We start from the raw sequence: 18171 nt of genomic DNA on the forward strand, positions 1-18171 counted from the left end.
GCATGCGTGCACGGTTCATTGCAGCAACCGGTTGATCGCCTGCAGATCGGCCACGCTTATGGTGCCGGCGGCCTGCTTCAGCAGCAGTTTGTTGAGGATGAACTGGTGGCGCACCACCGTGTATTCGCTCTGCACGTTGGCCAGCGTCTCGATCGCGAACACCACGTTGGTCAGCGACTGCGTGCCGATCGAATAGCCCGCGCGCATTGAGGCCAGCGACTGCTTCGCTGCCGCGACAGATTCGCGTGCGCTGTCGACCTGGTCGATGCCGTCCACCACCAGGTTGAAGTAATTGCTGGCATCGCGTTCGGCCAGGCGGCGCTCGCTTTCCAGCGTGCCCTGGTCGGCGTCGCGCTGGTAGATGGCCTGCTTGACCCGGGCATGGGTCAGGCCACCGCTGAACAGCGGAATGCTCAGGGTCAGGCCCACCGTGGTGGTGGCCGGACCATAGGTCCCGCTGCCCGGCATGGTGTTCGTCCACTGGCCGAATTTGTTGTAGCCCACGCCCGCGGTCAGGGTCGGCAGGTGCCCGGCACGCGCGGCGAACACCCGGTGCTGGTCGGCGCGCACCGTGTAGCGCGCAGCCAGCAGGGTCGGGTTGGTCTGCATCGCGGCATCCACCCAGGCCTTCGCGTTGTCCGGCTTGGGCGGCTGCATCGGCAGATCGTCGCGCAGCTTCTTCAGCGTGCCGACCGGCTCGCCGGTGATCTGCTGCAGCGCCTTGCGCGCGTCCTTCAGGCTGTCCTGGGCGCTGATCCGCTGCGCCTTGATGTACAGGTAGTAGGCCTTCGACTGCGCCACGTCCGCCGCCATCGACAGACCGTTCTTGAAGCGCGTGCGGGTCTGGTCGAACTCCTGCTTGTAGGCGTCCTCGTAGTTGCGGTAGATCTCGACCGTGTCCTGCGCCACCAGCACGTTGAAATAGGCCCTGGCCACGCGCACGTAGAGGTTCTGCAACGCCGCGCGGTAGGTCTGTTCCTGGGCATCGCTGGCCGCGTGCGCCGCCCGCAGGTCGGCGATCGCGGCCAGGTCGATGATCGGCTGGCTGAGCGTGCCGGTCAGGCTGCGCTCCCGCGTGTGTCCGCCGCCGCTGGTGCTGACGATGTTGCCGCTGCTGTCGGTCGTCTGATTGGTTCCACCGCTGTGGATCTGGTCGAACTCCAGCCCGGCGGACAACTGCGGCAGCAGCGCGGCACGCGCGGCCGGCACGTCTTCGGCCACCAGCAGCCGCTGGGCATCGGCGGTGGCCAGCACCGGGTCGTTGGACACCGCCTGACGGTAGGCGTCCATCAGGTCCTCGCCGTGCCCCGCGAACGGGACCACGGCAAGCACGAGCAGCACGGGCAACAGCTTCATACGCATGGACGGGACTCGCAGGTAACGGACACGTGGACGGTCATGGGTGGCTCAGGCCTCGGTCACGCCACTGCGCGCCGCCATCACGCTGCTGTGGAAGCGCGGATCTTCAGCAAGGTCGACCACCTGGCCATCGATGATGTGCACGTTGCGCTGGGCGCGCGCGGCCAGTTCCGGGTCGTGGGTGACCATCACGATGGTGGCGCCCTCGCGATGGATTTCTTCCAGCAGCTCCATCACGCCGCGCGCCATCTGGGTGTCCAGGTTGCCGGTCGGTTCGTCGGCCAGCAGCAGACGCGGCGAGCCGGCCAGCGCACGGGCGATCGCCACGCGCTGTTGCTGGCCGCCGGACAGTTCGGCCGGGTAGTGCTTGTGGCGCGAAGCCAGGCCCACGCGTTCCAGCGCGTCCATGATGCGCTGCTTGCGCTCGGCCGACTTCATGCCGCGGTAGCGCAGCGGCACTTCCACGTTGTCGTACACGTTCAGGTCGGGAATCAGGTTGAACGCCTGGAAGATGAAGCCGATCTTCTCGTTGCGGATCTTCGAGCGGGCGTTGTCGTTGAGCTGGCTCACCTCGATGCCGTCGAGGTGGTATTCGCCACCGGTGAAGGTTTCGAGCAGGCCGGCGATGGTCAGGAAGGTGGTCTTGCCCGAACCGGAGGGGCCGGTGACGGCGACGAACTCGCCTTCCTTCACGTCGATGTTGAAATCGCGCAGCGCATAGGTTTCCACCACTTCGGTGCGGTAGACCTTGGACAGGTGGGTCATCTTCAGCATGGTTCACGTTCCTCGTGGCGGTGGATGGAAAGTTCAACAACGTTGCCGGAAGCCTTCCGGGCGAAACGGTCCGGTTCGAACAGGTGCGGCCATGGCCGACCGGCACCTGCCCTATGCGCTCGGGCGCGGGTGTGGGTCACGTTCAGTGACTGATCACCACGCGGTCGGCGCTCTTGAAGTTGTCGGTGCCGGAGATCACGACCTGGTCGCCGACCTTCAGGCCCTGCAGGATCTCGACCTTGTCGATGCTGGTGGCGCCGATGCGGATCGGGGTCTTGACCGCGATGCCGTCATGCACCACGTAGGCGTAGCTGCCGCCGGACTCGTCCACGAAGGAGCCACGCTGCACGGTCAGCACGTTGTCGCGGTGATCGAGCACGATGCGCACCGACAGGCGCTGGTTCTGGCGCAGTTCCTTCGGCGTGGCACCGTCGAAGCGCACCCGCGCAGCCACTTCGCCGTTGACCACTTCGGGCGAAATCGCACTGACCTTGCCCTTCCAGGTGCTGCCGTTGCCGCTGATCTCGCTGAGCATGCCGATACCCAGCGAACGGGCGAAGCTTTCCGGCACCTGCACCTGCACTTCCAGCGCGCTCAGGTCGATCACGCTGAGCAGCTTGGCGTCCTTCGCCACGGTCGCGACCGGTGCGATGAACAGCTGGCCGACCTGGCCTTCCACCGGCGACTTCACGTTGAGGTCGTCCACTTCGCGCTGCAGGTTGTCCACCACCAGCTTCTGGTTCTGCCAGGCCAGCTTCTTGGCCTGGATGTTGAAGTTCAGGCTGTCGTTGTTCATGCCCAGATCGGCCCTGGCATGCGACAGCGCGATGCGCGCCTTTTCCAAGGCGTCCTTGGACTGGTCGACTTCCACGCCGGTGGCGGCACCGGCGGCGAACGCCTTCTGTTCGCGGTCGAGGTTGGTGGCGGCGCTCTTGGCGTCGATCTGCGCGTTGTCGAACGCCTTCTGCAGGTCGCCACGCTTGGTCCGCGCATCCACCTGCGCCTGCAGCCAGTCCACCTTCAGGCCGGCAGCCTTGGACTGCGCCTGCGCCAGCTGGTTGAGCAGTTCGGGGCTGTCGATCACGGCCAGCACCTGACCCTTCTTCACGCTGTCGCCGGCGCGCACCTTCATCGTCACCGAACCGCCGTAGGTGGCATACAGCGTGGGACTGTTGGCCGCCACCACCTGACCTTCGGCGGCGATGTCGTTGATGAACGGACCGCGCTCGACCGTGGCGAAGGCCAATCGCGAGGCGCTGACCGACGATTGCGCGGAGAACAGGCGCAGGATGCCCGGCATGGTCAGCCCCAGCACCACCAGCACGGCGACACCGATGCCGATCAGCATGAAGCGGCGCTTGCGGTTGGGTTTGATTTCGACCATGCGGTCTTGAGCGGAGGTGTCGCGGATCATGACGCAGTCCCGGCCGCATACCGTGCGGCCCCTCCCCAGTTCAGCAAGCGCCGTGCCAGCGCCTCCGCAACCCGCGAATCACTTTCACATCAATCAGTTGGAAGCCTAGTCCTGCGGAACGAAAGTGTCCGCGGACACTTGGCCGGACAGTCGAGCGTTCGCCCCGGACAGGTCCCGGCGCGGCGGACAGTGCGCCTGCGTCGGCGCTGCTTCAACCGCTGACGTGTCGTGGCATCGCCACCGCCTCAGCCCTGGCGATGCGCTGTGCCACCTCATGTCCAAGCCGGGACACCGCCACGCTGCGGTCCAGCCCGAACACCGTCAGGCCGGCCAAGAGGTAGCCGTGGAAACGGGCCAGACAGGCACCGCGCGGACGGAAGTCCTGCGGCATGCCGGGTTGCGGTGCCGACACGCGTTCGCCCGCGGCCAGCAGTGCGTCCCAAGCGAGGTAATCGGTATCCGGCAACAGATACAGCCGTGCCTGCACGCGGCCCGAGTGGTCCACGCATTCCAGCCATTCGCGTGGCCCGTCGGTGTCCACCACGCCGGCAACTGCCAGCCGATGCGGACGCAGCAGAAACGCCAGTTCACGCCGCTCGGCCAGCCAGCCCGTCGGGCATGCCGGCAACGCCGCGTCCATGGCCGGGCCCGGCAGATACAGCACGTGGCCGAGTCGCATCAGGTGTTGCGCCAGCATGCCGCCGGGCATGCGCAGCCAGCGCCGCTCGGCGTGTCCGCCGTGGAAAGGGCGCCCCCATGCGGCGGGGTGCGCAGCCAGCCAACCGAACATCGCAACCTCCAGGGTTACCGAAAGGCCCGGCGGCGGCATGGGCAGGGATGGGACAGATGCACGGCCAGGCGACAGCGTCGCCCGGCCGGGTTACTTGGTCAGGATCAGCTTGTCGTTGCGGGTCAGGCGCAGGTGGTACTCGCTGCCCTGGTGCTGGATCACCAGTTCGCGTCCGCCCGCCAGCAGGGCCTGGCTGGACATGCGCCGCACCGGCGCGTCTGGTGTGGCGGCGGTTTTCTTCAGCGACAGCAGACGGAACGGACGCGGCAAGGCGACCGGCTCGGCGGGAAAGCCCAGGGTGGTGGACACGGACATGGCGGAACTCCGAATCAATCAGATGTCGGATTAGATGATAATGATTCGCATTTATTCGTCAACCCTGCCGCCATTGCCGCTGTTCAGCCCACCGCCTGCTCGATGCGCTGGCGCATCGCCGCGTCCAGTCGCGGCAGCACATCGAGCGCTGCGAGATTGTGTTCGAGCTGCTCGCGCCGGCTGGCGCCCAGCATCACCGTGGACACATGCGGGTTGAGCAGGCACCAGGCGATCGACAGCTGCGCCAGGCTCACCCCGAGCTCGTCGGCCAGCGGCTGCAGGCGGCGTACCTTGCTCAGGCGCTCGCCGCCGTTGCCCAGTATCTCGTCGCGCAACCACTCGTAACCAGTCTGCGCCAGCCGCGAATCGTCGGGCACGCCGTTGTTGTATTTGCCGGTGAGCAGGCCCGAGGCCAGCGGCGACCAGATCGTGGTACCCATGCCATAGCTTTCGTACAACGGCGCGTATTCGCGCTCCACCCGCTCACGGTGCAGCAGGTTGTACTGCGGCTGTTCCATCGTCGGCGCGATCATGTGGTTCTGCCGCGCCACCCGGTGCGCCTCGGCGATCAGCTCGGCCGGCCACTCGCTGGTGCCCCAGTACAGCACCTTGCCCTGGCGCACCAGCATGTCCATTGCTGCCACGGTTTCCTCCACCGGCGTATCCGGGTCGGGACGGTGACAGAAGTACAGGTCCAGGTGCTCCACATGCAGGCGCTGCAATGCCTGGTGGCAGGCTTCCATCACATGCTTGCGCGACAGCCCGCGCTGGGTCGGCTTCGGCTGCGCCACCGCCCCGAAGAACACCTTGCTCGACACACAGTAGCTGTCGCGCGGAAAGCGCAGGTCGGCCAGCACGTCGCCCATCAGCCGCTCGGCCTCACCGTGGTTGTACACCTCGGCGTTGTCGAAGAAATTGACGCCATGGTCGTAGGCCAGCGCCAGCAGGTCGCGCGCCTGCGAGCGGCCCACCTGCCGCCCGAACGTGACCCAGGCGCCAAACGACAGCGCGGACAATTGAAGGCCGGAACGACCCAGGCGGCGATAAAGCATCGGACCATCTCCTTAGCAGCACGGTGACCGCTGAGCATGCCGCGCTTGTGCGCAGGCGTCCACGACGGGGCATCGCCGCCAGACTATTTAGATCGATACAAACTAATCTATAGTCGGACCGTCATCCACCCCCAGCTGTGTAAACCCAGCCCGCCGCCGCGGCGGCCCACCGGAGGTACGCATGGATCGTCGCCGCTTTCTGATCGCCAGCTCCACCGCCGCAGTGCTCGGCACCGGCACCGCACGATGGTCGGACGCCACGACCGCCCAGACGACAGGAACGCCACTGTCCACGCGCCCCGAGCCCACGCCGCAGCAGTTGCGCTGGCAGCGCGAGGAACTGGCGATGTTCGTGCATTTCACCGTCAACACCTTCACCGGCAGGGAATGGGGCGACGGCACCGAGTCGCCCGCGATCTTCAACCCGCGCCATCTCGACGCGCGGCAGTGGGCACGCACCGCCAGGGAAACCGGCTTCCGCAGCATGATCCTCACCACCAAGCACCATGACGGCTTCTGCCTGTGGCCCACCGCGACCACCCGCCACTCGGTGGCCAGCAGCCCGTGGAAAAACGGCAAGGGCGACGTAGTGCGCGAGTTTGTCGATGCCTGCCATGCCGAAGGGCTGGGCGTCGGCTTCTACCTTTCGCCATGGGACCGCAACGCCAAGAGCTACGGCAGCGGCAAGGCCTATAACGACTTCTACGTGGCGCAGCTCACCGAGCTGCTGACCCACTACGGCCCGGTCGTGGAAGTGTGGTTCGACGGCGCCAACGGCGAAGGCCCGTCCGGCCCGCACCAGGCCTACGACTGGCCGCGCATCCACGCCACCGTGCGCCGGCTGCAGCCCAACGCCGTGATCTTCTCCGACGCCGGACCTGACGTGCGCTGGATCGGCAACGAAAAAGGCGCTGCCGGCCTCACCTGCTGGTCCACCGTGGACCCGGCGCGGGTGCCCTACGCCGGCTTCGACCGCCCTTGGGTCGGCGACCTGCTGGGGCACGGCGACCCCTACGGTTCGGCCTGGCGACCCGGCGAAGCCGACGTGTCGATCCGGCCCGGCTGGTTCTGGCATGCCGACGAAAACGACAAAGTGCGCAGCCCCGACAACCTGATCGAGCTGTACATGCAGTCGGTCGGTCGCAACAGCAAGCTGCTGCTCAGCGTGCCGCCCGATCGCGACGGCCTGTTCTACCCCACCGACGTGGCCGCCCTGCACGGCTTCGCCGCCCAACGCCGAACCATGTTTGCCCACGACCTGCTGCACGGCGCCCGCGTCATCGCCAGCAGCAGCGCCACCGGCCATCGCGCCGCCAACGTGCTCGACGACAACCCGGACAGCTACTGGACGCCACGCCAGAACGAGCGCGCTGCGACGCTCGACATCGAACTGCCGGCCGAGATCACGTTCGACACCCTCGACCTGCGCGAAGCGATCGCCCACGGCCAGACCATCGCCAACTACCGCGTCGACCGCTGGCACCACGGCACCTGGAAACCCATGGCCTGGGGCACCACCATCGGCCACCGCAAACTCGAACGCTTCGACCCCGTCCGCACCCGCAAGCTGCGCATCGCCCTGGAGTACGGCTTCGGCGCGCCAAAGCTGGCGAAGGTCGCGGCATACCTCGGGCCGAAGCACACCTACGGGCCGGGGCATGCGTGACGATTACGGCGACGCGTGGAGACCCCGGCTTGCAGCATGCATCCGGCAATTCAAAGCGCAAAGTTGTAGTGGTAGAAGAAGTCGTCCTGCTTCCAGCCCAGCGACTCGTACAACGTCTGCGCCTGCACGTTCGCGCGCGCAGTAGAAAGGCTCAGGCTGACTGCGCCGTGGGCGCGAGCGACCTTCATGGCCTCGGCAACCAATGCCGTCGCCACGCCCTCGCGGCGCGCCTCGGGAGCAACGAACAGGTCACCCAGTATGAACGTGCGACCGGCGTCGGCAGACGAGAAACTTGGGAAAAGCTGAGTGAAACCGACCAGCTGCCGGGACAGCCCGGCCACCAGAATCAGCGACTCCTGACGCTGGAGACGCTCCCGCAGAAATGCATGCGCAAGATCCACATCTGCATTCTTCCTGCAAAACTGCCGATAGCTATCGAACATAGGCGCAAGTTGCTCCAGATCTTCGATCGTGGCTTGGCGAACGAGTACGGACATAACCGCTTCTTCTCCTGGCATCGGTCGAAAGCCTTCGTCAAAGGCTATGGATCATCTGCAACCCGTCGCAGCCATTCGGCAGCGGAAGTGCAGCGATGGACAGGCGGGGCAAGGTTGGCGGACGCTTACCCTCATAGCAAGACTCTGTCGAACATGGGTCAATCGACATTCGACTTCCTGCCTGGACGCAACCAGAGGTTAAAACCAAGCAACACAAGTACCAGCAAAAAAATGCCCAGGAAAATATCACCCAAGAAGGCAATACCTTTGCGATAACGTTTACCATGATCAAGGCGAAAAACGTCATCATTGAAGTTCAGTGCCGACACCTCAGGATGACCAACCTCGTAGGCAATCGGAACCTCCTTATTTGTGCGTGCATAAATGACACGCGGATCATTTGAATGGTCGGCCAACTCTGCGTAGCCATGTATTGGCTTCGATACAACGCTTACCCCAGTTGATGGCGTGAATACATATTCAACATTGATGCCGCAAGACCTCCTTCCGCATATTCCACTATAGATATGGACAACATCAGCCGTGGTACGTGCGCCATTGTGTTGAATCTTAGCCTCGATGCGTGCTTCGTTATGACCTGAAATCGAGAAGCCAAAAAAAAGCACCGCAAGGACGACACCAAAGAATGTGGCGGCAAATAAAAAGACAGATTTGCTGTTACCTGAATCAACTCCCGCACTCACGCGCCTACCTAGAACCACCAACCCCATCAGCGCGATAAATATGAGCACCACCGAAGTAAGGTTGCTGTGAAGAAGAATATCGGATGCTGACGACGGATCGAGAAGCATAGGAACAACCAAGATCAAGAGCGAAAACAGACTCCCGATGAGCACCCCATGCTTGTTAAGGGTCGTTTCCTTCGGTTCAATCCGGCATGTAACTCCATCACGCAATTGATTGCGTGACTCTTCGGAGAGATTATCAGCATAGATCACCAAGGGACTGGGCGATTTTTGCGAGGTCTTTACATACGCCTTGCCACAAGAGGGGCATTGCCAATCTGGAGCCTGATCCGTCACTTTTCTTTGATAACCACAAGCCTGACATTCGGTATCCATACCACCCCCTGTACGAGTTAATCCAAAAATACTGCCATGTACACTTTGAAAAAGTTCTCGCGCTAGATCTGCCGAGACATGCATCCACGATGGCGTGATCGCTGTCAGCCGCAGCTTGTCCAAACCGCATGCCGCTCTGAACGATAGAAGGCAGGCATTAGAATGATGTTTCGAGGCACCGCAGACCGAGCTTATTGGTTCCGTCTAAGCATATCGTCGTCAGCCTGCACCATGCGTTCATGCTCGCCCTTGCAGGGAAGTCCGCGCCCCACATCCACGATACAGTCCGTTGCCGTAGGCCTTGCAGGCTCCCAACGCAGTCACGGCTGGATGGTCGAAGCAGTTCATGACGCCCTCCCTGAAGATTCCAGAGCATTCTTGACCAACAGTCGCTGGTTTGCACGCGGGAGGCGGATTCGGCACGGGACCACGGCCAACATTGGCTACTGACTAATGATGTAACACCCACTCACTCAGACGCATGTTCTGGCCTCGCTCACGCCTCCGTCCCGGCACCGCCTCCGACATAATTCTTCAACGCCGCAAAAAGATGGTCGTACACCGCGCGCACGCGGTGGCTGGTGCGCAGGTCTTCGTGCATGACCAGCCAGGTGTCGAGTTCGAGTTCGAAGGCGTCGGGCAGCAGGCGTTCCAGTTGGCGGTCGCGTCGGGCGATAGCGCACTGGCAGACGCCGATGCCGAAACCGGCGCGCAGTGCGGCCAGTTGGGTCAGATCGCTGTCAGTGCGCAGCGCGAAGTGTTCGCGTCCGAACGGCAGGCGGTGGCGGATCGCCCGCAGGGCAGGCGTCTCGTGGTCGAAGCCGATGATCGCGTGCTGCGCCAGCTCGCCTACTTTTTGTGGCCGGCCGTGCGCCTTGAGGTAGCGACGGTGCGCGTATAGCCCAAGCGGAATGCTGCCTACCCGCCGGGCCACCAGTGCGCCCTGGGTGGGGCGCACCATGCGCACGGCGATGTCGGCGTCCTTGCGCAGCAGATCCTCGACCCGGTTCGACGGCGACAACTCGATCACGATGCCGGGATAGCGCTTGCGCAGCGTCACCAGCATCGGCGGCAGCACCTCGGCACCAACCACGTCGCTGCAGCTGATCCGCACCACGCCGCGCACGTCTTGCCGGCTGCCCGACGCGGCACGGCGCAACGCCGCCGAGGCAGCATCCATCGACTGCGCGTGCGCGGCCAGCTCGTCGCCGAGCTCGGTCAGCGCCAGACCGCGCGGCGAGCGGGTGAACAGTGCCACGCCCAGCGCCACCTCCAGTTGGCGGATGTGCCGCCCCACGCTGGGCTGGGTCATGCCCAGCATGCGCGCGGCCGCCGACAGGCTGCCTTCGCGCGCCACCGCGAGGAAGGATCGGTAAAGCTCCCAGCCCGGTTCGGTCATGGCCATGCATTTATGTATAGCAGATGTTTGATGTTGGGCAATTTTCCTTTGACCTGGACGAGCCCATGCTGGGGTCGCCTTCAACCACGGAGAACGCGATGAACACGACACGCAAGGTGCTGGTACTGGGCGCCACCGGCGGCTTCGGCGGTGAGACCGCCGCCGCGCTGTTGCGTCGCGGCTGGCAGGTACGCGCACTGGTCCGCGATGCCACACGGCCGGGGCTGTCGCCGGACATCGAATGGATCGACGGCGACGCCATGCGCGCCGACGACGTGCTGGCGGCAGCACGCGGCGTGGCGGTGATCGTGCATGCGGTCAATCCGCCGGGCTATCGCCACTGGTCGACGCGGGTGCTGCCGATGATCGACCACACCATTGCTGCCGCCCGTGCCAACGGTGCGCGCATCGTGCTGCCCGGCACCGTCTACAACTACGGCCCCGATGCGCTGCCGCTGCTGCACGAGGATTCGCCGCAGCATCCACTGACCCGCAAGGGTGCGATCCGGGTGGAACTGGAGCGCCGGCTGGAACGCGCGGCCAATGAGGGTGTGCGCACGGTGATTCTGCGCTGCGGCGACTTCTTCGGCACGCGCACGGCAAGCAGCTGGTTTGCGGCGCTGGTGAAGCCGGGCCGCCCGGTGCGCGCAATGCTGTACCCGGGCCGTCGCGACCTACGCCACGCCTGGGCCTACCTGCCCGACGTCGCCGAGACCGTGGTGCGCCTGCTGGAACGCGAGTCCGCGCTGGCGGTGTTCGAGCGCGTCCACTTCGGCGGCCACTGGATCGACGGCAACGCGCTGGCCAACGCCATCCGTGCCGCGGCCAGCCAGCCGCGGCTGCGCGTGCGCGCGTTTCCATGGTGGCTGGCTACGCTGGCTGCGCCCTTCGTCACCCTGCTGCGCGAACTGCGCGAGATGCGCTACCTGTGGCAACGACCGCTGCAGTTGGACAACCGCAAGCTGGTCGCACTGCTCGGCGCCGAACCGCACACCAGGCTGGCGCAGGCGGTGGAGACCACGCTGCGCGGCATGCACTGCCTGCCGGCAGCCGATACTGCGAAACGGCCCGCACCCCTGCCTTCGCCTCGCTGACCCGACACCTGCGCCAACGCGACTCAGTGCGTACGAATGAAATCGACGAAGGCGCGCAGCGGTGCCGGCAGCTGGCGACGGCCGGGGTAATAGAGGAACGGGCCGCTGAAGGGTTGCCACCACGGTTCCAGCACCGGCTCCAGTTGCCCGCTTTCCAGGTGCGGTTTCAGCCAGTCCTCGAACAGATGGATGATGCCCAGACCGGCCAGCGCGGCATCGACCTTGAGATCCGCGCCCGCACCCAGGCGCACCAGCAGCGGACCGGTGGGGTCGACGCGGACCACCTCGCCGTCGCGCTCGAATTCCCATGTCGGCATCACGCCGCTGGCGAACTGGCCGCGCAGGCAGGCGTGTTCCAGCAGGTCGCGCGGATGCTGCGGACGCCCCCGCGCGTCGAGATAGGCCGGCGCCGCCGCAGTGGCCATGCGCTGCACGCGCGGACCGATCGGTACCGCGATCATGTCCTGCTCCAGCCGCTCGTCGTAGCGGATGCCGGCATCGCAACCGATGGCCAGCAGGTCGACGAAGCTTTCCTCGATCACGACCTCCAGGCGGATGTCGGGGTAGGTCTTGAGGAACGGAACGATGATCGGCGGCAGCACCAGCCGTGCCGCGCTGGCCGGCACATTCAGCCGCAGCGTGCCGACCGGGCGGTCGCGATAGTGGTTGACCACGTCGAGCGCGGCCTCGACCTCACCCAATGCCGGGGCCAGTCGTTCGGCCAGACGCGCACCGGCTTCCGTGGGGCTGACGCTGCGCGTGGTGCGATGAAGCAGGCGCACGCCCAGTCGTGTTTCCAGCCGACGCACCGCCTCGCTGAGGCTGGATGCCGAGCTGCCGCTGGCGCGCGCGCCCTCGCGGAAGCCGCCCGCGCGCACCACCGCCATGAAGGCAAAAAGATCCTGCAGGTCAGCTGCCATTGTTCGATATCCCGCACAGGCCGTGCCGATTTGATCGGATTATCGTAACGCCGGTGCCTGCCTATGCTGTGTGCCATCCACGACACAACACCCACGGAGACCTTCCATGACCGATATCAAGCAGGCCGGCCAGTTCCGGCTGGGCCACCGCGACGTAGCCCGCATGGGCTACGGCGCCATGCAGCTGGCCGGCCCCGGTGTGTTCGGACCGCCGAAGGACCATGCCACCGCGCTTGCCGTACTGCGCGAGGCGATCGAGGCCGGCGTCGACCATATCGACACCAGCGACTTCTACGGCCCGCACGTCACCAACAAGCTGATCCGCGAGGCACTGCATCCCTACGCCGACAACCTGTCGATCGTGACCAAGGTCGGCGCGGTGCGTGGCGCGGATGCCTCCTGGCTGCCGGCGCAACAACCCGACCAGTTGGTGAGCGCGGTGCACGACAACCTGCGCCATCTCGGTGCCGACGTGCTCGACGTGGTGAACCTGCGTGTGATGGGCGACGTGCACGCGCCCAGCGAGGGTTCCATCGAGGCGCAGTTCAGCACGCTGGCCGAACTGCAGCAGCGCGGCCTGATACGCCATCTGGGCCTGAGCAATGTCACGCCGGCACAGGTCGAGCAGGCGCAGCGCATTGGCGAAGTCGTCTGCGTGCAGAACCACTACAACCTGGTACATCGCGCGGACGACGCCTTCATCGACGCACTGGGCCGGCAAGGTATCGCCTACGTGCCGTTCTTCCCGCTGGGCGGCTTCACGCCGCTGCAGTCCAACGCCCTGTCGGCCGTGGCCGCGCGTCTCGGCGCCACGCCAATGCAGGTGGCACTGGCCTGGCTGCTGGCGCGTGCGCCGAACATCCTGCTGATTCCCGGCACATCGTCGCCTGCCCACCTGCGCGAGAACCTGGCTGCCGCAGCACTGACCCTGCAGGCGGAAGCGCTGGCCGAACTGGATGCCATCGGCCGAACGCAACCGGTCTGAGCCACACGACAACGCGCACGCGGCGCTTGAGACACCGGACCACCCGCTTTTGTTCGTCATGCCTGCGCAGGCAGGCATCCAGTGCCTTCAGGTTCAATCGCTCGAAGGCGCTGGATGACCAGCCCTGCGGCTGTTGCAAGGCACATCCAGCTTTCGCAGTCGGCATTCCGCGCGGCTCAGTCACTGAGCCGCCACCGACCATCGCGTTCAGTGCAGCGGCACCAGCGCGCAGGCCAGCACGACCGCCGCGAACACGCCGGCGATCACGTCGTCGACCATCACCCCAAGGCCGCCTTTCAGGTGCCGGTCGAACCAGCGGATCGGCCACGGCTTCCACACGTCGAACAGGCGGAACAGCGCGAAACCGGCCAGCACCGCCCACCACGGTGCCAGCAGCGCCGGCAGCAGTGCCAGCCACTGGCCGACGAACTCGTCCCAGACCAGGCTGCGGTGATCGTCCACGCCCAGCGCACGACCGGCGCGCTCGCAGGCCCACACGCCCAGCACGAAGGCCAGCACCAGCACCAGCAGATACCAGGGCAAGGACAGGTGGCGCAGCAGCAGCCAGGGCAGGATCGCCGCCAGCGAACCGAAGGTGCCCTGCGCCCTGGGTGCCAGGCCGGAACCGAAGCCGCAGGCGATCCAGCCGGATACCGAGGCGGTGAGCCGGCGACGCTGTTCGGCGGTGAGTACTTTGCGATCGGTCATGCGCCGAAATGATCCCAGCCACGCGAGGCCAACGCCAGCCATGCGCCGTCTTCGCCGCGCACGCGCACCTCGCTGCCTTCGACGATGCAACCGATGCGGGTAGCGCCGCAGCCCAGTGCGTCCAGCTCGGCACGCACCGCGTCGACCTGGTCCATCGGCAGGGTGAAACACAGCTCGTAATCGTCGCCGCCGGCAAGCGCGAAGTCGCGTGCGGCCAAGTCGCCGAACACCTCGACCAGTGCCGGCGAACGCGGCAGCAGCGCCGCATCCAGTTCCGCCCCCACGCCGCTGCATTCGCAAATGTGGCCGAGATCCGCCAGCAGGCCGTCGGACACGTCGATGCAGGCCCGCGCGCGACCGCGCAACGCCAGCCCGGCCGCCAGCCGCGGCGTCGGCCGGCGCATGCGCGACAGCAGGTGAGCGATGGCCGGATCGGCGCTGTCGCCGCGGTCCTCGCGCATTACCTGCAGGCCGGCCGCCCCATCGCCCAGCGTGCCGGTGACCATCACCGCATCGCCCGGCCTGGCACCCGAGCGCAGCAGCGCCTGCCCCGGCGGCACGAAGCCGTGCACGGCCACGCTGATGCTCAGCGGACCGCCGGTGGTGTCGCCGCCGACCAGGGCCAGTTGCTGCGGCTTCGCCAGTGCGGCGAAGCCTTCGGCGAAACCGTCGACGAAAGCGGCACGCGCCGCCGCCTCGATACCTACCGGCAGGGTGAGCGCCAGCAGCGCCCACGCCGGAGCGGCACCCATCGCGGCAAGATCGGACAGGTTCACTGCCAGCACTTTCCAGCCGATGTCGGCCGGCGCGGTACCCGGCAGGAAGTGCACGCCCTCGACCATGGTGTCGATCGCCACGGCCAGCTGCATGCCGGCCGGTACCGCCAGCAACGCGGCATCGTCGCCGATGCCGAGGGGAACATCGTCACGTTCCTGCGCGGTGCGCTCGCGGATGCGGTCGATCAGTCGGAATTCCATGGGTCGCGTACAGCCGTGGGGAGAAAACGGCCAAGCATTCCATGGATGAAGCGCGCAGGCCAGTACACGCTTGCGGCCTATGCAGCAACAGCCGGCCGTGAAACGATGTCTGCCTTGCCGCAGGAGCCCGCCATGTGCCCTCGTCCGCCCATCCGCATCCGATCGATCCTGGCCGTGGCCCTGCTGTGCCCGGCGACCGTGATGGCGCTGCCGGCCGCCCATCCGGCACAGGCCGCATTGGCCTCGGTACAAGGCTTTCTCGACGCGATGGCCCGGCATGATCCGGCCGGCATGCGCGCCCATGTGCTGCCGACCGGCAGCATGGCGCTGATGCGTCACGGCAAGCCGGTGCAACTGAGCCTGGGCGACTTCATCGGCCGACTCAAACCGGACGGCCACCGGGTCGCGGAATACATCCGGCACCCACTGGTACGGGTGGATCACGACGTGGCCATCGTGTGGGCACCCTACCGTTTCCTGCTCGACGGCAAACTGCACCACTGCGGTACCGACGCCTTCAGCATGGTGCGGGTGGACGGACACTGGCTGATCGCCTCGGTGGCCGATACCAGCCGGGCGACATGCGCGGGCGGCTGAACCGTCCCACGCACAGGGCCTCATCACGTCAATCAGCGGGGTTCAAACAGCGTCGCGCACGAACACGTGGATCTGCACGTCGAGGTAGGCCACCTCGCGCACGAAGCGGAAGCCGACGCCTGTAGCCAGCCGGACCGAGGCGGCGTTGTCCGGCTCGATGATGCAGGCGGCGCGATGCGGGCCGAAATGCTGCTGCCCCCAGGCCAGCACCGCGTCCAGCGCTTCGCGCGCGTAGCCCTTGCCATGGACGTCGCTGGCCAGCACCCAGCCCATCTCCGGCATGCCTTCCAGCGGCGGTTCGATCGCGCGCTTGAAATCGGCATAGCCGATTTCGCCGATCGGGCGTCCGCTGGCTTTGTCCTCGATGGCCCAGAAGCCGTAGCCGAGCAGCGCCCACATGCCGGGATAGCGCAGAAGGCGCATCCACGACTCCTGCGGCGTCGAGGGCTTGCCGCCGATGTAACGGACCACGTCCGCGTCGGCCCAGATCGCGGCAAACGCTTCGAAATCGTCGGCGCGATGGCCGCGTAGACGCAGCCGCGCGGTTTCCAGCACCGGCACCAGGCCGGCGGCTGCGGACACCACGCGGGTACCCGGCATCAGCCTTTCTTCTCGGCCGTGCGCAGTTCGATCGCCAGCTTGTCCAGCACGCCGTTGACGTAGCTGTGGCCGTGGTCGGCACCAAAACGCTTGGTGACCTCGATCGCCTCGTTAAGGATCACCCGGTACGGCACGTCGGGGCGGAATTCCAGCTCGTAGGCACCGAGACGCAGCGCAGCGCGCTCGATCGGATCGACCTGCTCCACCTCGCGGTCCAGGTGCGGACGCAGCCGGGCGTCCAGCGCGTCGACGTGGTCGGCCACGCCGCGCAACAGGTTCTCGAAGTAATCGAGATCGGCCACTTCCATGTCCTGCTCGTGGCGGAACTGCTCGATCACGGCGTTCATGGAACTGCCGCTCATCTGCCACGCATACAGTGCCTGCAGCGCGCGGCGACGGGCGCGCGAACGCGCGGCGGCATCGATGCCCGAATGCTGCGTGGTCATCACAGCTGCCCGTACAGGTTGACCATCTCCAGCGCGGCCAGCGCGGCGTCGACGCCCTTGTTGCCGGCCTTGGTACCCGAACGCTCGATGGCCTGCTCGATGCTGTCGGTGGTGAGCACGCCGAAGGCCACCGGCACGCCGGTGTCCAGCGCGGCCTTGGCCAGGCCCTTGGCGCACTCGCCGGCCACATAGTCGAAATGCGGGGTGCTGCCGCGGATCACCGCGCCCAGCGCGATCACCGCCGCATAGTGGCCGGAAGCGGCCAGCTTGTGCGCGGCCAGCGCGATTTCCCAGGCGCCGGGCACGCGCACCAGCTCGATGTCGTCGTCCTTCACGCCATGGCGCACCAGCGCGTCACGCGCACCGGCCACCAGCGGTTCGACGACGAAGCCGTTGAAGCGACCGGCGACGATGGCGAAGCGGCCCTTGGGCGTGGCGAAATCGCCTTCGATGATTTTCATGTCGGATATTTTCCTAGGATGGGCCGGAAACCCATGTGGGTCGGCCATTTTACGGGTTTGTGGGTCCGCCTGCTCGAAGGCCCGGATGCGGATAGCCGGAAAAGGCCAGCGTGGCGCCACCGGCCGCCGCCTGCAGCCGTGCGGGCGCCCCGAACGGCAGGGTGAGCTGGGTGTGCCCATGCCCATGCGGCAGGCCGCGCACGACCGGCACGCCGGCCACGCGCTCGATCTGCACGAATGCGGCATCGAGGTCGTAGCCGTTGTCGCGCGGTCCCGGCCGGCAGGCTGAGAAGCCGCCCAGCAGCAAGGCACGCTGACGCCCAAGGACGCCTGACAGATGCAGCTGGTACAGCAGGCGTTCGATGCGGAAGGGCGGCTCGCCGACGTCTTCCACGAACAGGATGCCGTCGTCGATGCGAGGAAAATATGGCGTGCCCAGCAGGCTGCACAGCACCGCTAGGTTGCCGCCCCAGAGCGTGCCCTGCACGTCCAGCCCGTCCGCGCCGGCCTGCGACCACGCCACGCTGCGCGATGCGGCCCCCAGCGTGCCGCGGAACTCCGTCCAGGTGGTTGCGTCCGCCGGCTCGGCGCCCAGGTCGGCCAGCAACGGACCGGCGAAACTGGTCACGCCGCACTTCGCATACAGCGCCAGCTGCAGGGCCGTGAAGTCGCTGTGGCCGACCAGGGCAAGCCCGGAGCCGGCCAGCCGCTCGCGCAGCGCGTCGTAATGCAGGTGATCGAGCAGACGCGCCGCGCCATAACCGCCGCGCGTGGCCAGGGCGATATCCGGCAGGTCGTCCAGCGTCGCCAGGGCGTTGATGTCGCCGGCCCGCTCGGCATCGCTGCCGGCAAAACGCAATTCGGTACGTTGCAGCACCTGCTCACCATCCACCGCGAAGCCCGCTTCGCGCAGGCGGGCGACGCCACGTGTCATCGCGGCGGGATCGGCGGGATAGCCGGAAGGGGCGATCAGGCGGATACGTGGCATGGATGGCTAGGATCTAGGATCTAGGAGTGAGGAGGGTGAACCGTAAG

General features: G+C 66.2%; 20 protein-coding genes. 4 read left to right on the top strand and 16 right to left on the bottom strand.

All coding sequences use genetic code 11. The features are described from left to right. Positions 1–15: 15 nt before the first annotated feature. The 6 genes from RA164_RS12340 to RA164_RS12365 all read right to left on the bottom strand — a co-directional run bounded on the left by RA164_RS12340 (position 16) and on the right by RA164_RS12365 (position 5704). A complete protein-coding gene (locus RA164_RS12340) occupies positions 16–1362 on the bottom strand; it encodes a TolC family outer membrane protein (RefSeq protein WP_329741147.1) in 1347 nt (448 codons plus the stop codon). A gap of 45 nt (positions 1363–1407) precedes the next feature. Beyond that, the gene (locus tag RA164_RS12345) at positions 1408–2133 is read right to left on the bottom strand and encodes an ABC transporter ATP-binding protein (protein ID WP_329741148.1); all 726 of its coding nucleotides are present in this window, start codon (positions 2131–2133) and stop codon (positions 1408–1410) included. A gap of 142 nt (positions 2134–2275) precedes the next feature. Continuing rightward, positions 2276–3547, bottom strand: a complete 1272-nt coding sequence (locus RA164_RS12350) for an efflux RND transporter periplasmic adaptor subunit (protein ID WP_329741149.1) — start codon at positions 3545–3547, stop codon at positions 2276–2278. A gap of 211 nt (positions 3548–3758) precedes the next feature. Next, positions 3759–4337 (bottom strand): hypothetical protein, encoded by a 579-nt coding sequence (locus tag RA164_RS12355; protein ID WP_329741150.1) that lies wholly within the window; start codon positions 4335–4337, stop codon positions 3759–3761. Between the two features lie 90 nt (positions 4338–4427). After that, complete coding sequence (hemP, locus tag RA164_RS12360; protein WP_329741151.1) at positions 4428–4652, bottom strand: hemin uptake protein HemP; 225 nt, start codon at positions 4650–4652, stop codon at positions 4428–4430. A gap of 83 nt (positions 4653–4735) precedes the next feature. Next, complete coding sequence (locus RA164_RS12365) at positions 4736–5704, bottom strand: potassium channel beta subunit family protein (RefSeq protein ID WP_329741152.1); 969 nt, start codon at positions 5702–5704, stop codon at positions 4736–4738. A gap of 181 nt (positions 5705–5885) precedes the next feature. Between RA164_RS12365 and RA164_RS12370 the strand changes: the two genes are divergently transcribed. Beyond that, positions 5886–7370, top strand: a complete 1485-nt coding sequence (locus RA164_RS12370) for an alpha-L-fucosidase (RefSeq protein ID WP_329741153.1) — start codon at positions 5886–5888, stop codon at positions 7368–7370. Positions 7371–7420: 50 nt separating this feature from the next. Here the strand turns inward: RA164_RS12370 and RA164_RS12375 are convergent, their stop codons facing one another. The 3 genes from RA164_RS12375 to RA164_RS12385 form a co-directional block, all read right to left on the bottom strand. Next, complete coding sequence (locus RA164_RS12375; RefSeq protein ID WP_329741154.1) at positions 7421–7867, bottom strand: GNAT family N-acetyltransferase; 447 nt, start codon at positions 7865–7867, stop codon at positions 7421–7423. Between the two features lie 158 nt (positions 7868–8025). Then, the gene (locus tag RA164_RS12380) at positions 8026–9072 is read right to left on the bottom strand and encodes a hypothetical protein (RefSeq protein WP_329741155.1); all 1047 of its coding nucleotides are present in this window, start codon (positions 9070–9072) and stop codon (positions 8026–8028) included. A gap of 373 nt (positions 9073–9445) precedes the next feature. Further along, complete coding sequence (locus RA164_RS12385; protein ID WP_329741156.1) at positions 9446–10354, bottom strand: LysR family transcriptional regulator; 909 nt, start codon at positions 10352–10354, stop codon at positions 9446–9448. A 92-nt stretch (positions 10355–10446) separates the two neighbouring features. Here RA164_RS12385 and RA164_RS12390 point away from each other — a divergent pair, with 92 nt between their 5' ends. Beyond that, complete coding sequence (locus RA164_RS12390) at positions 10447–11442, top strand: NAD-dependent epimerase/dehydratase family protein (RefSeq protein WP_329741157.1); 996 nt, start codon at positions 10447–10449, stop codon at positions 11440–11442. 23 nt (positions 11443–11465) lie between these two features. Here the strand turns inward: RA164_RS12390 and RA164_RS12395 are convergent, their stop codons facing one another. Further along, positions 11466–12362, bottom strand: a complete 897-nt coding sequence (locus RA164_RS12395; protein WP_329741158.1) for a LysR family transcriptional regulator — start codon at positions 12360–12362, stop codon at positions 11466–11468. 106 nt (positions 12363–12468) lie between these two features. Between RA164_RS12395 and RA164_RS12400 the strand changes: the two genes are divergently transcribed. Continuing rightward, on the top strand, positions 12469–13347 hold the full coding sequence (locus RA164_RS12400) for an aldo/keto reductase family oxidoreductase (protein ID WP_329741159.1): 879 nt from the start codon (positions 12469–12471) through the stop codon (positions 13345–13347). 207 nt (positions 13348–13554) lie between these two features. On the opposite strand, the gene RA164_RS12405 is transcribed toward RA164_RS12400, so the two are convergent. Together RA164_RS12405 and thiL are read right to left on the bottom strand one after the other, a co-directional pair. Further along, positions 13555–14055 carry a phosphatidylglycerophosphatase A family protein gene (locus RA164_RS12405; protein ID WP_329741160.1) on the bottom strand — a complete coding sequence of 167 codons (501 nt, stop codon included), beginning with the start codon at positions 14053–14055 and terminating at the stop codon, positions 13555–13557. After that, complete coding sequence (thiL, locus tag RA164_RS12410; protein ID WP_329741161.1) at positions 14052–15032, bottom strand: thiamine-phosphate kinase; 981 nt, start codon at positions 15030–15032, stop codon at positions 14052–14054. The genes RA164_RS12405 and thiL overlap by 4 nt, the downstream gene beginning before the upstream one ends. 132 nt (positions 15033–15164) lie before the next feature. Between thiL and RA164_RS12415 the strand changes: the two genes are divergently transcribed. After that, positions 15165–15629 carry a nuclear transport factor 2 family protein gene (locus tag RA164_RS12415; protein WP_329741162.1) on the top strand — a complete coding sequence of 155 codons (465 nt, stop codon included), beginning with the start codon at positions 15165–15167 and terminating at the stop codon, positions 15627–15629. Positions 15630–15671: 42 nt separating this feature from the next. Here RA164_RS12415 and RA164_RS12420 read toward each other — a convergent pair whose 3' ends face one another. From RA164_RS12420 to RA164_RS12435, 4 genes are read right to left on the bottom strand one after another with little or no spacing between them, the layout of a single operon-like run. After that, positions 15672–16229: a GNAT family N-acetyltransferase gene (locus RA164_RS12420; RefSeq protein WP_329741163.1), complete on the bottom strand. Its 558-nt coding sequence runs from the start codon at positions 16227–16229 to the stop codon at positions 15672–15674. Continuing rightward, entirely contained in the window at positions 16229–16675 is a 447-nt protein-coding gene (gene nusB / locus RA164_RS12425) for a transcription antitermination factor NusB (protein ID WP_329741164.1), read from the bottom strand. Before nusB ends, RA164_RS12420 begins: the two co-directional genes overlap by 1 nt. Then, a complete protein-coding gene (ribH, locus tag RA164_RS12430; protein ID WP_329741165.1) occupies positions 16675–17136 on the bottom strand; it encodes a 6,7-dimethyl-8-ribityllumazine synthase in 462 nt (153 codons plus the stop codon). The genes nusB and ribH overlap by 1 nt, the downstream gene beginning before the upstream one ends. Before the next feature lie 49 nt (positions 17137–17185). After that, entirely contained in the window at positions 17186–18124 is a 939-nt protein-coding gene (locus RA164_RS12435; protein WP_329741166.1) for an LD-carboxypeptidase, read from the bottom strand. Between the last annotated feature and the right edge of the window lie 47 nt (positions 18125–18171).

Origin of the sequence: Dyella sp. A6, from assembly GCF_036320485.1 — a bacterium.
GTDB classification, from domain to species: domain Bacteria; phylum Pseudomonadota; class Gammaproteobacteria; order Xanthomonadales; family Rhodanobacteraceae; genus Rhodanobacter_A; species Rhodanobacter_A aluminiiresistens.

Bases quoted from the DNA above. Each gene is read 5' to 3' on its own strand.
- RA164_RS12340 (WP_329741147.1), bottom strand. From the start codon at position 1,362: ATGCGTATGAAGCTGTTGCCCGTGCTGCTCGTGCTTGCCGTGGTCCCG.
- RA164_RS12345 (WP_329741148.1), bottom strand. From the start codon at position 2,133: ATGCTGAAGATGACCCACCTGTCCAAGGTCTACCGCACCGAAGTGGTG.
- RA164_RS12350 (WP_329741149.1), bottom strand. From the start codon at position 3,547: ATGATCCGCGACACCTCCGCTCAAGACCGCATGGTCGAAATCAAACCC.
- RA164_RS12355 (WP_329741150.1), bottom strand. From the start codon at position 4,337: ATGTTCGGTTGGCTGGCTGCGCACCCCGCCGCATGGGGGCGCCCTTTC.
- hemP (WP_329741151.1), bottom strand. From the start codon at position 4,652: ATGTCCGTGTCCACCACCCTGGGCTTTCCCGCCGAGCCGGTCGCCTTG.
- RA164_RS12365 (WP_329741152.1), bottom strand. From the start codon at position 5,704: ATGCTTTATCGCCGCCTGGGTCGTTCCGGCCTTCAATTGTCCGCGCTG.
- RA164_RS12370 (WP_329741153.1), top strand. From the start codon at position 5,886: ATGGATCGTCGCCGCTTTCTGATCGCCAGCTCCACCGCCGCAGTGCTC.
- RA164_RS12375 (WP_329741154.1), bottom strand. From the start codon at position 7,867: ATGTCCGTACTCGTTCGCCAAGCCACGATCGAAGATCTGGAGCAACTT.
- RA164_RS12385 (WP_329741156.1), bottom strand. From the start codon at position 10,354: ATGGCCATGACCGAACCGGGCTGGGAGCTTTACCGATCCTTCCTCGCG.
- RA164_RS12390 (WP_329741157.1), top strand. From the start codon at position 10,447: ATGAACACGACACGCAAGGTGCTGGTACTGGGCGCCACCGGCGGCTTC.
- RA164_RS12395 (WP_329741158.1), bottom strand. From the start codon at position 12,362: ATGGCAGCTGACCTGCAGGATCTTTTTGCCTTCATGGCGGTGGTGCGC.
- RA164_RS12400 (WP_329741159.1), top strand. From the start codon at position 12,469: ATGACCGATATCAAGCAGGCCGGCCAGTTCCGGCTGGGCCACCGCGAC.
- RA164_RS12405 (WP_329741160.1), bottom strand. From the start codon at position 14,055: ATGACCGATCGCAAAGTACTCACCGCCGAACAGCGTCGCCGGCTCACC.
- thiL (WP_329741161.1), bottom strand. From the start codon at position 15,032: ATGGAATTCCGACTGATCGACCGCATCCGCGAGCGCACCGCGCAGGAA.
- RA164_RS12415 (WP_329741162.1), top strand. From the start codon at position 15,165: ATGTGCCCTCGTCCGCCCATCCGCATCCGATCGATCCTGGCCGTGGCC.
- RA164_RS12420 (WP_329741163.1), bottom strand. From the start codon at position 16,229: ATGCCGGGTACCCGCGTGGTGTCCGCAGCCGCCGGCCTGGTGCCGGTG.
- nusB (WP_329741164.1), bottom strand. From the start codon at position 16,675: ATGACCACGCAGCATTCGGGCATCGATGCCGCCGCGCGTTCGCGCGCC.
- ribH (WP_329741165.1), bottom strand. From the start codon at position 17,136: ATGAAAATCATCGAAGGCGATTTCGCCACGCCCAAGGGCCGCTTCGCC.
- RA164_RS12435 (WP_329741166.1), bottom strand. From the start codon at position 18,124: ATGCCACGTATCCGCCTGATCGCCCCTTCCGGCTATCCCGCCGATCCC.